The following is a 14,258-nucleotide window of genomic DNA, read 5'->3' on the forward strand; positions in this document are numbered from 1 at the left end:
CTCGTCGCCTCACCAGATGCGCACGCGCTCCTCCGGCGCGAGGTACAGCGCGTCGCCGGGCTGCACGTCGTACGCCGTGTAGAACTCGTCGAGGTTGCGCAGCACGCCGTTGCAGCGGAACTCCGCGGGCGCGTGCGGGTCGACCGCGAGGCGACGGACCGCCTCCTCGTCGCGCGCCTTGGTCTGCCAGACCTGCGCCCAGCCGAGCAGCACGCGCTGCACGCCGGTCAGCCCGTCGATCACCGGGGCCTTGTCGAGCGGGCGCCCGAGCGCGAGGCGGTACGCCTTGAGCGCGATCGTGAGCCCGCCGAGGTCGCCGATGTTCTCGCCGACCGTCAGGGCGCCGTTGACGCGGTGCTCGTCGCCGAGCTGGGCCGGGGAGAACGCCGAGTACTGCGCGACGAGCGCGGCCGCCCGCTCCTCGAACTCGGCGCGGTCCTCGGCCGTCCACCAGTCCTCGAGCCGGCCGTCGCCGTCGTACTTCGAGCCCTGGTCGTCGAACCCGTGCCCGATCTCGTGCCCGATGACCGCGCCGATCCCGCCGAAGTTCACCGCGTCGTCGGCCTCGGCGTCGAAGAACGGCGGCTGGAGGATCGCGGCCGGGAACACGATCTCGTTCATGCCCGGGTTGTAGTACGCGTTGACGGTCTGCGGCGTCATGAACCACTCGTCGCGGTCGATCGGCTTCCCGATCTTCGCGAGCTCGCGGTCCTGCTCGAACGCGTTGGCGCGCCGCACGTTCCCGAGGAGGTCGTCGGGCTCGACGACGAGCGCCGAGTAGTCGCGCCACCGCGCCGGGAAGCCGATCTTGGGCGTGAACGCGTCGAGCTTCGCGAGCGCCTTGACCCGCGTCTCCTCGCCCATCCAGTCGAGCTCGCCGATCGACTCGCGGTACGCCTCGACGAGGTGCCCGACGAGCACCTCCATGCGCTGCTTGTGCTCCGCGGGGAAGTGCCGCTCGACGTAGACCTTGCCGACGGCCTCGCCGAGGGCCGCCTGGACGAGCGCGACGCCGCGCTTCCAGCGGTCCCGCAGCTCCTGGGCGCCGGTCAGCGTGCGGCCGTAGAAGTCGAAGTTCGCCTCGACCACCTCGGCCGGCAGGTACGGCGCGCGGGCGGAGACGAGGTGGTACGCCAGCCAGGCCTTCCAGTCCTCGAGCGGCAGCTCGGTCCACAGGCGCGCGAACACCTCGGCGAACGACGGCTCACGCACGACGAGCTGCTCCATCGCCGCCTCGGGCGCGCCGAGCGCGCGGGCCCACGCGTGCCAGTCGAAGCCCGGCGCCGCCGCCGCGAGCGCGTCGAGCGTCGTCGGGTTGTAGGTCAGGTCCGCGTCGCGGTCCTTGACGACGTCCCAGTGGCCGGCGGCGAGCTGTGTCTCGAGCGCGACGACCCGGCCCGCGAGCTCGTCGGCCCGGTCCGCGTCGGCCACCGCGCCCCCGAGGCGCAGCATCCGGGCGACGTGGGGGCGGTACGCCGTGAGCACCTCGGCGTACTGCGCGTCCCGGTAGTACGACTCGTCGGGCAGCCCCAGGCCCGACTGCACGAGGTAGACGACGTACCGCGTCGGGTCCTTGGCGTCGTTGTCGACCCAGAAGCCGACCGCGCCCGCGCCGCCCGTGCGCTGGAGCGCGCCGAGGGCCTCCGTGAGCTCGGCCGCGGTGGTCGCGCCGTCGACGAGCGCGAGGTCCGCGCGCAGCGGCTCGACGCCGGCGGCCTCCACCCGGTCCTCGTCCATGAAGCTCGCGTACAGCGCGCCGACCTGGGCCTCGACACCCTCGCCCTCGCCCGCGGCGGCCCGCGCCGCGGCCTCCTCGATGATGACGCGGACCTGCTCCTCGGCGCGGTCGTGCAGCGCGCGGAACGCGCCGTCCGTCGCCCGGTCCGCCGGGATCTCGTGCGACGCGACCCACCGGCCGTTGACGTGCGCGTAGAGGTCGTCCTGGGGGCGGACGTCGGTGTCGAGCGCGGTCAGGTCGATGCCGCTGCGTGCCATGCGTTCTCTCGCTCTCCTCGGGCGTCCCACGAGCTCTCCTCGTGCGGGGCGCACCCAGCGTAGGCGTGGGGTGCTCACCGGCGACGGGCCGCGCCGCGGTGTTCGCTGGAGGCGTGCAGCCCGCCGGGCGTCCGCGGGCGTGGGCGCGGACCGGGCCCGGACGGCTCCCGCGCGGCCGGTCCGGGATGCGGCAGAATCGCCCCATGCGCATCCACGTCGCCGCCGACCACGCCGGTTTCGAGCTCAAGTCCGCCCTCACCGAGCACCTCCGGGCCGCGGGGCACGAGGTCGTGGACCACGGTGCGCACGAGTACGACGCGCAGGACGACTACCCCCCGGTGTGCTTCGCGGCGGGCGAGGCCGTCGTCGCGGAGCCGGGCTCGCTCGGCATCGTGATCGGCGGGTCGGGCAACGGCGAGCAGATCGCTGCGAACAAGGTGCCCGGCGTGCGTGCGGTGCTCGCGTGGAGCACCGAGACCGCGCAGCTGGGCCGCCAGCACAACGACGCCAACGTGATCGCGATCGGTGCGCGGCAGCACCCGGTCGACGACGCCGTCGCGCTCGTCGAGGCCTTCGTCGCCGAGCCCTTCAGCGGCGACCCGCGCCACCAGCGCCGCATCGACCTGCTCACGGCGTACGAGGCCGCTCGCTGACCCTCGGGCGACCGAGCCTCCGTCGACCGGCGGCGCGCCCGCAGCTCGACCCGCGTCGCGACCGGCCGCGGGTCAGAACGCCCAGCTGCACACCGGTGCGAGCGGCCACGCGAACGCGGTCGACGCCCGGTGCAGCGTCCCGGGCACGAGCTCGGTGACCAGGCCGGCCTGGCCCAGCGCACCGAGCGCGCGGCCTCCGAGGTAGGCGGCCCCGAGCTCGCGCACGTCGAGCGCGAGATCGGCCGGGTCGTCCGTCGGCTCGACACGGGCGTCCCAGGTGCCGTCGGTGCCGACCTCGCCGGTGGTCACCCGCCACCGCCCGGCGTTCGCGGGCAGCCGGGCGTCCTGCACGTCGAGCACGACGTCGACCGGAGCGCTCCACCGGCGGGCGGTGAGGGCCGCGCGCACGTCGAGGACGCGCAGCCACAGGTTGTCGGCGACGCGCGGTCGCGCGCCCCGCGGGTCGAGGAGCAGCTGCACGAGCGCGTCGTCCACCGCGAGCATCGGGGTCTCCACGACCGAGGTCAGGTCCAGGTCGAGCACGACCGACCACAGGCGGTGCGCGGCGGCCGCGTCGAGCGCGGCGAGGTCGTGCATCCGCACGACCATCGAGGGCTGCCCGTCCGTCCAGACCTCCTTCCGGCGCAGGAGCGCGTAGCCGCGGGGCTCGTCGCCGTCGAGGGCCGTGACGACGCGCAGCGGCTCGGCGCCGTCGCGCCACGCGGGCGGGTCCGCCAGGTGCTTGCGCCGCAGGGCGTCGGTGTCCCGGGTGATCCAGCCCGGCCGGCCCGCGCCCGCGGCGACGTGCACGCGCTGCACGAGCGGTCCGTGCACGTCCGGGTCGAGCTTCTCGTACCGCACGCCCAGGGCGTCCGAGCCCGGGACGGGGCGCAGCGCGGCGCCGCGCGGGACGTTCAGCCGCACGTTCTGGGCGGCGCTGCCGTAGCCGAACCGGCCGTAGATCGCCGACTCCGCGGCGTACAGCGCGGACACCGGCTCGCCGCGGGCCAGCGACCGCGCGAAGTGGGCGTCGACCATCGTGGACAGCAGCCCGCGCCGGCGCTGGTCCGGCCGCGTGCCGACCCACGTCAGCCCCGCGCACGGGACGGAGCCGCCCGGCACGGGCAGGACGAGGCGGAACGAGCCGTGCACGGCGGCGAGCGAGCCGTCCGGTGCCTCGACGCCGACGGTCCGGTCCCACTCGAGGGTCATCGGGACCTGCGCGGACGTCTCGGCGTCGGGCTCGAACGCGAACGCGAGGTGGTCGACCTCGAGGAGCTCGTCCTTGCGCGACTCCGGGATCTCGACGACGCGGTAACCAGCGGGAGCAGACGTCATGCCCCCATCCTCGGGTGGAGCGGCGGCGCAGGTCACGTGCAATTCCGGCCGCGTCCGCCTGTCCCTGGACGTGCGCCCTGGATACCCTCACGACGTGACGACATCGGGGGGCCGCGTCCGGGGCCGCGCGCCCGCCCGGGCCCGGTTCAGCGCGCTGCAGCGCCGGCTCGGGCTGCAGTCGCAGGTGGTCCTGACCGCTGCGCTCAGCGGCGTCAGCATCCTCGTCGTGCTGGGCGCGCTCACGTTCCCCGACTGGGTGCCGCCCGCGACGTTCCTGCTGCTCCTGCTCGTGAGCGCGTTCCTGCTGCGCTTCGGCGGGATGGCCGTGCTGTGCGGCTTCGTCCTCGCGGAGATCGTGCTGCTGTGGTCGAGCGGTCTGCGGACCCTCGTCCCGGGGGTGCTCGTGGTGCTCGCGATCTCGGTGGTCGCGGTGCTGTCGTTCGCGCGGGCCCGGGCGCGGCTCGGCCTCCAGGGCGCGCCGGGCGAGCTCATGCTCGTCGACCTGCGCGACCGCCTCGCGGCGCACGGCCGCATCCCGCCGCTCCCGCCGGGCTGGCGCGTCGACACCGCGCTCCGGTCGGCGCACGCCGAGGCGTTCTCCGGGGACTTCATGGTCGCCACGAAGCGCGAGCGCGGGGACCAGCTCGAGATCGTGCTCGTCGACGTCTCCGGCAAGGGGCAGGACGCGGGGGTGCGGTCGCTGCTGCTGTCCGGCGCGTTCGGCGGGCTGCTCGGCTCGATGCCGCGCACGGAGTTCCTCGGGGCAGCCAACGAGTACCTGCTCTCCCAGGAGTGGGACGAGGGGTTCGCGACCGCGGTGCACGTCGCGGTGCACCTCGGGACGGGCGAGTACTGGATCGCGTCGGCGGGGCACCCGCCCGCGGTGCACCTGCACGCCGGCTCGGGGCGCATCGAGGTCGTCGACACGGTCGGCAGCCCGGCTCTGGGGGTCGTCGGCAGCGTGACCTACACGGCACGGTCGGGCCGGCTCGACCACGGGGACGTCCTGCTGCTGTACACCGACGGCCTCGTCGAGATGCCCGGCTACGACCTCGACCTGGGCATCGACCGGCTCATGGGCGCCGCGGAGCAGCTCCTCGCGACCCGGCGCGGAGGCGCGGAGGCCGTGCTCGCCGAGGTGCGCGCGGGCGAGAACGACGACCGGGCCCTCGTGCTCGTGCACCGCGACTGAGCGGGGGAGGCGCACCGTGGACGAGGAGTACCTCGAGGCCGTCCTCGACCTGGTGGAGCGGATCCCGGCCGGCCGGGCGATGACCTACGGCACGATCGCCGAGGTCGTCGCCGACGGGCTCGTGGCGTCGGGCGGCACGGCGCGCGGCGGTCCGCGCCAGGTCGGTCAGGTGCTCGCGCGCGCGGGCAGCGGCGTGCCGTGGTGGCGCGTCGTGAACGCCGCGGGCCGGCCGCCCGTGCACGCGACCCGGCGGGCGCTCGACCAGCTCGGCGCCGAGGGCACGCCCCTCACGGCCGACGGCACCCGCGTCGCGCTGCGCCGGGCGATCTGGTTCCCCGATGACGACGACTGACGCCCGCGCCTCTGCGGCGCGGGCGTCGGTCGAGGGGTCGGGCCGTGTCGTGCGCGCGGTCGTCGAACCCGCCCGCCGCCGGACGTCGACCGTCAGGACGTGGCGCGCCGCGAGCTGATGACGCCCGTGTCGAAGCCCGCGAGGTGCAGGCCGCCGTGGAAACGCGCGTGCTCGATCTTCAGGCACCGGTCCATGACGACCTGGACCCCGGCGGCCTCGCCCCGCCGCGCGACGTCCTCGTGCCACGAGCCGAGCTGGAGCCACAGGGCCTTCACGCCGACTGCGAGCGTCTCGTCGAGCACGCTCGGGAGGTCGTCGTGGCGGCGGAACACGTCGACGAGGTCGGGCACGACCGGCAGCGCCGCGAGCGACGGGTAGACCGGGCGGCCGAGGATCTCGCTCGCGCGCGGGTTGACGAAGTACACCTCGTACGGCGAGCTCGACAGCAGGTATGTCGAGACGAAGTAGCTCGCGCGCGCCGGGTTCGTCGACGCCCCGACGATCGCGACCGTACGCGTGCGCCGCAGGAGCGCGAGCCGCTCCTGCGCGCCCGGACCCGTCCACGTGCGGGCCGGCTGCGCGGGCGCTCCGGCGTCGGCGGGCGCGGCTGTCGCGGTGGTGGACGGCACCGCGCAGGCGTCGCCGCCCCCGGCCGGGGGGATCACGGTGCTCATCGGGTCGCTCCGCTCGCCTCGGTGAGGGCCTGGTCGAGGTCCCACAGGATGTCCTCGACGTCCTCGATGCCGACGCTGAGCCGCACGAGGTCCACGGGGATGCCCGCGGCGACGAGCTGCTCGGCGCTCAGCTGCTGGTGCGTCGTGGACGCGGGGTGGATGACGAGCGTGCGCGCGTCGCCGATGTTCGCGAGGTGGCTCGCGAGCTGCAGGGCCTCGATGAACCGGCGGCCGACCTCGCGGCCGTCCCGCTCGGGCGTCGCGGCCAGCCCGAAGGCGAAGACCGAGCCCGGTCCCTGGGGCAGGTAGTGCGCGGCGCGCTCGTGGTGCGGGTGGCTCGGCAGCCCCGCCCAGTTCACGTAGGACACGCGAGGGTCCTCCTCGAGCCACCGGGCGACCGCGTGGGCGTTCGCGAGGTGCGCGTCGAGGCGCTGCGGCAGGGTCTCGACGCCCTGGAGCAGCTGGAACGCGGACTGCGCGGACAGCGCGGGGCCGATGTCGCGGAGCTGCTCGCTGCGCAGCTTGGTGAGGAAGCCGTACTCCCCGAAGTTCTCCCACCAGCTCACGCCGCCGTACGACGGCACGGGCTCGGTCATCTGCGGGAAGCGCCCGTTGCCCCAGTCGAACCGCCCCGACTCGACCACGACGCCGCCGAGCGTCGTGCCGTGCCCGCCGAGGAACTTGGTCGCGGAGTGGATGACGATGTCCGCGCCGTGCTCGATCGGCCGCAGGAGGTACGGCGTCGCGAGCGTCGAGTCGACGACGAGCGGGACCCCGGCGGCGTGCGCGACCTCGGCGAGCCCGGCGAGGTCGGCGATCTCGCCCGACGGGTTCGCGATGGACTCGACGTACACGACCTTGGTCTCGGGGCGGATCGCCGCGGCGAAGTCCGCGGGGTCGGTGCCGGGCACGAACGTCGTTTCGACGCCGAACCGGCGCAGCGTCACGTCGAGCTGCGTGACGGTGCCGCCGTAGAGCTGGGCCGCCGCGACGACGTGGTCGCCGGCCCCGACGAGCGCCGCGAAGACGATGAACTCGGCGGCCATGCCGGACGCGGTCGCCACGGCGCCGATCCCGCCCTCGAGCGAGGCGATGCGCTCCTCGAACGCGGCGACCGTGGGGTTGCCGATGCGGGAGTAGATGTTGCCGTACTTCTGCAGCGCGAACAGCGTCGCGGCGTCGGTCGTGTCCTGGAACACGAACGACGTCGACTGGTAGATCGGCACGGCGCGCGCGCCGGTCGCGGCGTCGGGGATGGCCCCGGCGTGCAGCGCGCGCGTGCGGAACCCGAAGCGGTGGTCGGTCATGCGGTGCGGGCCTCCTCGGCCTCGGTCGTGCGGGGGTGGGTCGCGTCGTCAGCCGGCGTGCCCGGCTGCACGGTACCCAGGATCCGGGCGATGTCCTCGACGGCCCACGGGTTCTGCAGCGACGTGGTGTCGCCCAGTGTCTCGCCGTCCCACAGCTGGGCGAGCAGGCGGCGCAGGATCTTGCCCGAGCGGGTCTTGGGGACCTCGGGGACGACGACGACGTCGCGCGGCTTGGCGATCGGGCCGATGGCCGTCGCGACGTGCGCGCGGAGCTCGTCGCGCAGCGCCGCTGCCGCCGCCTGCCACGCCGCGACGTCCTCGACCGGCCCGGGCGGGGTCGTGGGCACGACGAACGCGGCGATGCCCTGCCCGGTGAGCGCGTCCAGCACTCCCGTCACGCCCGCCTCGCCCACGGCCGCGTGCGCGACGAGCGCGGACTCGATCTCGATCGTCGAGAGCAGGTGGCCCGAGACGTTGATCGCCTCGTCGACCCGGCCGAGCAGCCAGATGTCGCCGTCCTCGTCGTACCGCGCGCCGTCGCCCGCGAAGAACCAGCCCTGCGCGGCGTACCGGGACCAGTACGCGTCGCGGTACCGCTCGGGGTCGTTCCAGATGGTGCGGGCCATCGCCGGCCAGGTGCGGTCCAGCACGAGGAAGCCCTGCTCGCCCGGCGCGCTCCGCTCGCCCGCCTCGTCGACCACGCGGGCCGAGACCCCGAGCGACGGCCGGGTGGCCGAGCCGGGCTTGAGCGTCGACACGCCGGGCACGGGAGCGACGATCGCCGCGCCCGTCTCCGACTGCCACCACGTGTCGACGACCGGCGCCTCGCCGCGGCCGAGGTTGCGGTGGAACCACGCCCACGCCTCGGGGTTGATCGCCTCGCCGACGCTGCCGAGCAGCCGGACCGAGGACAGGTCGTGCCCGGCGGGCACGTCGTTGCCGAACCACGTCATGAACGTCCGGATCAGGGTCGGCGCGGTGTAGTACACCGTGACGCCGTAGCGCTCGATGATCTCGAGGTGGCGCTCCTGGTGCGGGGCGTTCGGGACGCCCTCGTAGATCACCTGCGTCAGGCCGTTGGACAGCGGGCCGTAGATCTCGTACGTGTGCGCGGTGACCCAGGCGAGGTCCGCGGTGCACCAGTGCACGTCGTCGTCGCGCGCGTCGAAGTGCAGCCAGTGCGACCACGACGCCTGCGTGAGGTAGCCGCCCGCGGTGTGCACGAGCCCCTTGGGCCGCCCGGTCGTGCCGGACGTGTAGATGATGAAGAGCGGGGTCTCCGAGTCGAACGACTCGGCCTCGTGGACGTCGCTCGCCGCGCCGACCACGTCGTGCCACCAGACGTCGCGGCCCTCGGTCCACGGCACGTCGGGCGTCGCGTCGCCGGTGCGGCGCACCACGAGCACGTGCTCGAGGGTGTCGAGCCCCTCGGCGGCCCGGTCCGCGGTCGCCTTGGTCGGCGTCGCGACGCCGCGGCGGAACTGGCCGTCGGACGTCACGAGCAGCTTCGCGCCGGTGTCCTGGAGCCGGAACCGCACGGCCTCCGCGGAGAACCCGCCGAAGACGAGCGAGTGGATCGCGCCGATCCGGGCGATCGCGAGCGTCACGACCACGGTCTCGACGAGGACGGGCAGGTAGACGACGACGCGGTCGCCCGTCCCGACGCCGAGCGCGGTGAGCGCGTTCGCCGCGCAGGCCACCTCGCGCTGCAGCTCGGCGTAGGTCACCGCCCGGCGGTCGCCCGGCTCGCCCTCGAAGAACAGCGCGACCTTGTCACCCTTGCCGGCGGCGACGTGCCGGTCGACGCAGTTCACCGCGACGTTGAGCGTCCCGCCGAGGAACCAGCGCGCCTCGGGGACGCTCAGCGGCGCGTCGGGGTCGTCGCTCGTGGGGACGGCCGGCGACCACGTGTGCGCGGTGTGCCACGGGGTGTCCCACTGCAGCCGCCGGGCGGCGTCCTCCCAGAACGCGACCGGGTCCGCGTCGGCGGACTCGGCGAGCCGGGCGTGCTCGGCCGGGCCGACCTGGGCATGCGCGGAGAACGACGCCGGGGCGGGGTAGGAGCGCTCGCGCGCGTGGGTCGTCACGGTGTCGGTGCCGGTCGTCACGACCACCTCCGGAGCAGGTGCTTCTCGGCGAGGCCGAGCAGCGAGTCGGTGATCTTCCCGAGCACGGCGAGCAGGACGATCGCGAGCAGCAGCCGGTCGATCCGGCCGTTGTTGCCCGAGTCCATCAGCAGGAACCCGAGCCCCATCGACGACGCGATGAGCTCCGCGGCGACGAGGAAGAGCCAGGACTGCGCGAGCGCGAGGCGCAGCCCCGAGACCATCGACGGCAGCACCGCGGGCAGCTGGACCCGGCTGAAGAGCGACACCGCGCGCAGGCCGTACGCGCGACCGACCTCGACGAGGTGCGGGTCGACGTGCCGCAGCGCGGCCGCGACGGTCGTGTAGACGGGGAAGAACGCCCCGATCGCGATGAGGGTGATCTTGGACTCCTCGCCGATCTTCATCCAGAGGATGAGCAGCGGGATCCAGGCGAGCGACGGCACGGCGCGGACGGCGCCGATCGTGGGCGCGAGCAGCGCGCTCGCGACGCGCGAGAGGCCGACGAGCGCGCCCACCAGGAGCCCGAGGCTGCCGCCGATCGCGAAGCCGAGCAGCACCCGCTGCGTCGAGATCGCGGTGTACTGCGCGAGCTGACCGCGCTCGGCGAGGTCGACCGCCGCCGTCCACACCGACGCCGGGGCCGGCAGCTGGTAGGCGGGCACGAGGCCGGTCGTCGTCACGGCGTGCCAGACGCCGAGCAGCGTGAGCGGGAGCACGGCGCCCAGGGCGGCGCGGACCCAGGCCCGCGAGAGCGCGGGACGGCGGTGCGCGCGCGCCGGCGAGGCACCCGCGAGCGCGACGCCGGAGCCCGCGCCGACCGGTCCGGGCGCGTCCGGGCGGGACGTGCCCGCAGCAGGGGAGGACGGGAGCGGGTCGAGGCGCGCGCGGGGCCCGTCCTCGTCGTCGGTCACCGGTCCCGTCCCGAGGCTGCCGGGGATGGTCATGAGTGCTCCTGGTGGTGCGGGTGCGGGGTCGTGCACGGGTGCGGCCCGGGGGTCGCGAGGAGGGCCGTCCGCGCGCCGCTGCGGCGGCGCGGGGACGGCCCCGACGGTCAGTCCGCGATCGTGCTCGGGTCGGCCTTCTCGGCGAACGCCGGCTCGAGGAGCGCGTCGAGCGCGTCGTCGATGAGGTCCTGGCTCGCGACGTCGCCGGACTCGACGAAGATCGGGCCGACGACCTCGAGCACCTCACGCTGCGCGTCGCCGGGGACCGGGTCGACCGCGAGGTTGGTGCGCTCGGTGATGACCGTCGTGGCGACGGCCGGGTCGATCGCGGCGACCTCGGCGAGGATCGCGGCGACCTCCTCGGGGTTCTCCTCGGCCCACGCGCGCGCCTTCTCGTACGCGTCGACGACGACCTGCGCGAGGTCCGGGTTCTCGGTGAGGAACTCCTCGGTCGCGTTGAGGAAGCCGTAGGTGTTGAAGTCGATGTTGCGGTAGATGAGCTTCGAGCCGGCGGTCGCCTCGCTCGCGGCCATGAGCGGGTCGAGCCCGGACCACGCCTGGACGCTGCCGTTCTCGAGGGCGGCCTTGCCGTCGGCGTGCTGGAGGTTCTGCACCTCGACGTCGGCGAGCGGGACGCCGGCCTCCTCGAGCGACTGCAGCAGGAAGAAGTACGGGTCGGTGCCCTTGGTCGCGGCGACCGACTTGCCGGCGAGCTGCTTCACGTCGGTGATGTCCGAGCCCGCGGGCACGACGATGGCCGCCCACTCGGGCTGGGAGTAGATGTCGATGACCTTGATCGGCGAGCCGTTCGCGCGGGCGAGCAGCGCCGCGGAGCCGGCGGTCGAGCCGACGTCGACGGCACCGGCGCGCAGCGCCTCGTTGGCCTTGTTCGAGCCGGCCGACTGGACCCAGGTGACGGTCACGTCGTCGCCGAGGGTCTCCTCGATCCAGCCCTGCTCCTTGATGACGAGGCTCAGCGGGTTGTAGGTCGCGAAGTCGAGGGTGAGCTCGGTGTCGCTCCACCCGGCGTCGGCCGCGGGCGTGCCCGCGTCGTCGGGCTCGGCGGCGGCGCCCTCGCCCGCGACGCAGCCGCTCAGCACGCTCGTGGCCAGCACGGTGACGAGGGCGGCGGCGGGCAGTGCGGTACGGATCTTCATGGTCTCTCTCTCGGGTGGTGCGCCGCGGGGGACGGCGCCGGTGGGGGAGCGGGGGTCAGATGGAGTGGTGCAGGTCCGGGTCGCCGGGCGCGCGGTGGTGGGTCGGGACGCCGAGGCCCTCGAGCAGCTCGGCGCGCAGCTCTGCGAGCACGTGGTCGGCGCGGTCGCGCGGCCGCTCGCCGGGCACGGTGATGACCGAGCGGACGGAGCCGGTCCCGGCGTCCGCGGCGGCGAGGGTCGCGAGCAGCACGACCCGGTCGGCGAGGTAGAGGGCCTCCTCGACGTCGTGCGTCACGAGCAGCACGGTCGTCGGCTCGGCGGCGTGGACCTCGAGCAGGAGGTCCTGCATCTTGAGGCGGGTCAGGGCGTCCAGGGCGCCGAACGGCTCGTCGAGCAGGAGCACCCCGGGGTTGCGGGCGAGCGCCCGGGCGAGCGACGCGCGCTGCGCCATGCCGCCCGAGACCTGACGTGGCCGCAGCCCCGCGGAGGACGCGAGCCCGACGAGGTCGAGCAGCTCGGCGACCCGGCGGGCGCCCGCCGCCCGCTCGGTGCCGCGCGGCAGCCCGAGCGCGACGTTCTGGCTGAGCGTGCGCCAGGGCAGCAGGCGCGGTTCCTGGAAGGCCACGGCGGTGCGGGTGTCGACGCCCGCGACGGGGCTGCCGTCGAGCAGGATCTGACCGGCGTCCGGCACGTCGAGCCCGGCCACCTGGCGCAGGAGGGTCGACTTGCCGCAGCCCGAGGGGCCGATGATGGCGACGATCTCCCCGGCGGCGAGCTCGAGGTCCACGGCGTGCAGCACGACGCGCGGGCCGGTCGCGGTGGGGAAGGTGCGGCTCACGCCGCGCAGCGCGACGGGGTGGGCGCCCGCGGCGCGGGGCGCGCGGCTCGCGAGGGAGGCGGTGAGGGCCATGACCGTCCTGGGGGAGTCGGGCACGGGCTCCGGGACGGGTGGGGCGCCGGCCGGGTGCACGCGTGCTGGGGAGCTGCGGGCTGTGGTGCACCGGCGGGCGCGCCGGTCGGGGACCGGGAGGGTCTGGGCGGGCGGACCCGTCAGGCGCGGCTGCGGTGCGGCTGCGGACAACAGCACGCGCGACAGCTCGTCGCGGCGACGTGCGACGGGACGGGCATGGTGCGCTGCGCCACGAGCCTGCCTCTCGTCGTCGTCGGGTGTCCACATGTTGGGACACCCTTCCCACACAGTGGGAACGGCCCGACAGTAGCGCCCCTTCGCCCCCGCGGCCAACCCGGTCCACGCGGGCCGCTGCCGACATCACCCGCTCGGGTGGCGTCGCGAGGGGTGCGTCCGGAGGGCAGCACCGATCGGCCGTGACGGTCTCCGTCACGGCGCAGGGGTCCCCGGGCGGCGTGGTCGGCGGCCCGGGCCGCAGCCCGGCACACGCACGCGGCTCGCACGCCCGACCGCGTGCGCGCAGGTCAGGCGAGCAGCGCCGCGATCTCCGCGAGCGCGCGCGGGTCCGCCTGCACGAGCAGAGTCGTGATCGCGGTGCTCCGCCACGACGGCAGCCGGTCCCGGATCTCCTCCGCCGGCCCGACGAGCGCGACGTCCTGCACGAGCTCGAGCGGCACGGCCGCCGTCGCCCGCGCGCGGTCGCCGGCGAGGAAGTGCGCCTGGATCTCGTCGCACGCCTCCGCGTACCCGAGCCGGTCGAGCACGTCACGGTGGAAGTTCGCGCCCTTGGCGCCCATCCCGCCCGCGTAGAGCGCGATGAACGGCCGGACCCGGTCGGCCGCGCGCTCGACGTCGTCGTCCAGCACGACGGGCACCGTCGCGGTCACCTCGAACTCCTCGGCGGGACGCGACCCCGCCCTGCGCCGCGCGAAGCCGTCCGCGAGCAGCTCGCGGTAGGTCGCGTCCATGCGCGGGGAGTAGAACAGCGGCAGCCAGCCGTCCGCGATCTCGGCGGAGAGGGCGACGTTCTTCGGCCCCTCGGCGGCGAGGTGGACCGGCAGGTCGGCGCGCAGCGGGTGCACCGTGGAGCGCAGGGCCTTGCCGAGGCCCGCGCCGCCCTGGAGCGGCAGCTGGTAGAACGCGCCGTCGTAGGTCACCGGCGCCTCGCGGGCGAGCACCTGGCGGACGACCTCGACGTACTCGCGGGTGCGGGCGAGCGGGCGGGGGTAGGGCTGGCCGTACCAGCCCTCGACGACCTGGGGCCCGGACGCCCCGAGGCCGAGCGTGAACCGCCCACCGGACAGGTGGTCGAGCGTGAGGGCCGCCATCGCGGCCGCGGTCGGGGTGCGCGCCGAGATCTGCGCGATCGCGGTGCCGAGCCGGATGCGCGAGGTCCGGGCCCCCCACCAGGCGAGCGGGGTCAGGGCGTCCGACCCGTACGCCTCTGCCGTCCAGACCGAGTCGAACCCGAGCTGCTCGGCTGCGAGCACCGCCTCCTGCGCGCCCGGGGGCGGACCCGCCGACCAGTAGCCCGTGTGGTAACCCAGTCGCATCGCGTCCCTCGTCCCTGCCTCGTGCGGGCGCCTCGTCGCGCCCGGGGAGGAGTCTGTCAGGTCGCGACCGGCCAA

The 14,258-nt window shown here is 75.0% G+C and carries 12 protein-coding genes; 3 read left to right on the forward strand and 9 right to left on the reverse strand.

Going from position 1 to position 14,258, the window contains the following annotated elements; translation table 11 throughout:
• Positions 1–9: 9 nt before the first annotated feature.
• Complete coding sequence (locus tag NXY84_RS08195; protein ID WP_258726601.1) at positions 10–1,995, reverse strand: M13 family metallopeptidase; 1,986 nt, start codon at positions 1,993–1,995, stop codon at positions 10–12.
• 203 nt (positions 1,996–2,198) lie between these two features.
• On the opposite strand from NXY84_RS08195, the gene NXY84_RS08200 reads away from it, so the two are divergent.
• On the forward strand, positions 2,199–2,648 hold the full coding sequence (locus NXY84_RS08200) for a ribose-5-phosphate isomerase (protein ID WP_258726602.1): 450 nt from the start codon (positions 2,199–2,201) through the stop codon (positions 2,646–2,648).
• Between the two features lie 72 nt (positions 2,649–2,720).
• On the opposite strand, the gene NXY84_RS08205 is transcribed toward NXY84_RS08200, so the two are convergent.
• A complete protein-coding gene (locus NXY84_RS08205; RefSeq protein ID WP_258726603.1) occupies positions 2,721–3,986 on the reverse strand; it encodes a GNAT family N-acetyltransferase in 1,266 nt (421 codons plus the stop codon).
• A 94-nt stretch (positions 3,987–4,080) separates the two neighbouring features.
• Here NXY84_RS08205 and NXY84_RS08210 point away from each other — a divergent pair, with 94 nt between their 5' ends.
• Both NXY84_RS08210 and NXY84_RS08215 read left to right on the forward strand, forming a co-directional pair.
• A complete protein-coding gene (locus NXY84_RS08210; RefSeq protein WP_258726604.1) occupies positions 4,081–5,178 on the forward strand; it encodes a PP2C family protein-serine/threonine phosphatase in 1,098 nt (365 codons plus the stop codon).
• A 16-nt stretch (positions 5,179–5,194) separates the two neighbouring features.
• Entirely contained in the window at positions 5,195–5,530 is a 336-nt protein-coding gene (locus tag NXY84_RS08215) for an MGMT family protein (protein WP_258726605.1), read from the forward strand.
• 92 nt (positions 5,531–5,622) lie between these two features.
• On the opposite strand, the gene NXY84_RS08220 is transcribed toward NXY84_RS08215, so the two are convergent.
• The 7 genes from NXY84_RS08220 to NXY84_RS08250 all read right to left on the reverse strand — a co-directional run bounded on the left by NXY84_RS08220 (position 5,623) and on the right by NXY84_RS08250 (position 14,183).
• On the reverse strand, positions 5,623–6,204 hold the full coding sequence (locus NXY84_RS08220) for a CoA-binding protein (protein ID WP_258726606.1): 582 nt from the start codon (positions 6,202–6,204) through the stop codon (positions 5,623–5,625).
• Positions 6,201–7,511, reverse strand: a complete 1,311-nt coding sequence (locus tag NXY84_RS08225) for an O-acetylhomoserine aminocarboxypropyltransferase/cysteine synthase family protein (RefSeq protein ID WP_258726607.1) — start codon at positions 7,509–7,511, stop codon at positions 6,201–6,203. The genes NXY84_RS08220 and NXY84_RS08225 overlap by 4 nt, the downstream gene beginning before the upstream one ends.
• Positions 7,508–9,619 (reverse strand): acetate--CoA ligase, encoded by a 2,112-nt coding sequence (acs, locus tag NXY84_RS08230; RefSeq protein WP_258726608.1) that lies wholly within the window; start codon positions 9,617–9,619, stop codon positions 7,508–7,510. Before acs ends, NXY84_RS08225 begins: the two co-directional genes overlap by 4 nt.
• Complete coding sequence (locus tag NXY84_RS08235) at positions 9,616–10,563, reverse strand: ABC transporter permease (protein ID WP_258726609.1); 948 nt, start codon at positions 10,561–10,563, stop codon at positions 9,616–9,618. Before NXY84_RS08235 ends, acs begins: the two co-directional genes overlap by 4 nt.
• A gap of 107 nt (positions 10,564–10,670) precedes the next feature.
• Positions 10,671–11,720, reverse strand: coding sequence for an aliphatic sulfonate ABC transporter substrate-binding protein (locus NXY84_RS08240; protein WP_258726610.1), 1,050 nt, complete (start codon positions 11,718–11,720; stop codon positions 10,671–10,673).
• A gap of 55 nt (positions 11,721–11,775) precedes the next feature.
• The gene (locus NXY84_RS08245) at positions 11,776–12,630 is read right to left on the reverse strand and encodes an ABC transporter ATP-binding protein (RefSeq protein ID WP_258726611.1); all 855 of its coding nucleotides are present in this window, start codon (positions 12,628–12,630) and stop codon (positions 11,776–11,778) included.
• Between the two features lie 524 nt (positions 12,631–13,154).
• Positions 13,155–14,183, reverse strand: a complete 1,029-nt coding sequence (locus NXY84_RS08250; protein ID WP_258726612.1) for an LLM class F420-dependent oxidoreductase — start codon at positions 14,181–14,183, stop codon at positions 13,155–13,157.
• Positions 14,184–14,258 lie beyond the last annotated feature (75 nt).

It is taken from the genome of Cellulomonas sp. NS3 (genome assembly GCF_024757985.1).
In the GTDB taxonomy this organism is placed as follows: domain Bacteria; phylum Actinomycetota; class Actinomycetes; order Actinomycetales; family Cellulomonadaceae; genus Cellulomonas_A.

Excerpts from the sequence above, each read along its gene's own strand:
- NXY84_RS08195 (WP_258726601.1), bottom strand. The coding sequence starts at position 1,995 with ATGGCACGCAGCGGCATCGACCTGACCGCGCTCGACACCGACGTCCGC.
- NXY84_RS08200 (WP_258726602.1), top strand. The coding sequence starts at position 2,199 with ATGCGCATCCACGTCGCCGCCGACCACGCCGGTTTCGAGCTCAAGTCC.
- NXY84_RS08205 (WP_258726603.1), bottom strand. The coding sequence starts at position 3,986 with ATGACGTCTGCTCCCGCTGGTTACCGCGTCGTCGAGATCCCGGAGTCG.
- NXY84_RS08220 (WP_258726606.1), bottom strand. The coding sequence starts at position 6,204 with ATGAGCACCGTGATCCCCCCGGCCGGGGGCGGCGACGCCTGCGCGGTG.
- NXY84_RS08225 (WP_258726607.1), bottom strand. The coding sequence starts at position 7,511 with ATGACCGACCACCGCTTCGGGTTCCGCACGCGCGCGCTGCACGCCGGG.
- NXY84_RS08235 (WP_258726609.1), bottom strand. The coding sequence starts at position 10,563 with ATGACCATCCCCGGCAGCCTCGGGACGGGACCGGTGACCGACGACGAG.
- NXY84_RS08240 (WP_258726610.1), bottom strand. The coding sequence starts at position 11,720 with ATGAAGATCCGTACCGCACTGCCCGCCGCCGCCCTCGTCACCGTGCTG.
- NXY84_RS08245 (WP_258726611.1), bottom strand. The coding sequence starts at position 12,630 with ATGGCCCTCACCGCCTCCCTCGCGAGCCGCGCGCCCCGCGCCGCGGGC.
- NXY84_RS08250 (WP_258726612.1), bottom strand. The coding sequence starts at position 14,183 with ATGCGACTGGGTTACCACACGGGCTACTGGTCGGCGGGTCCGCCCCCG.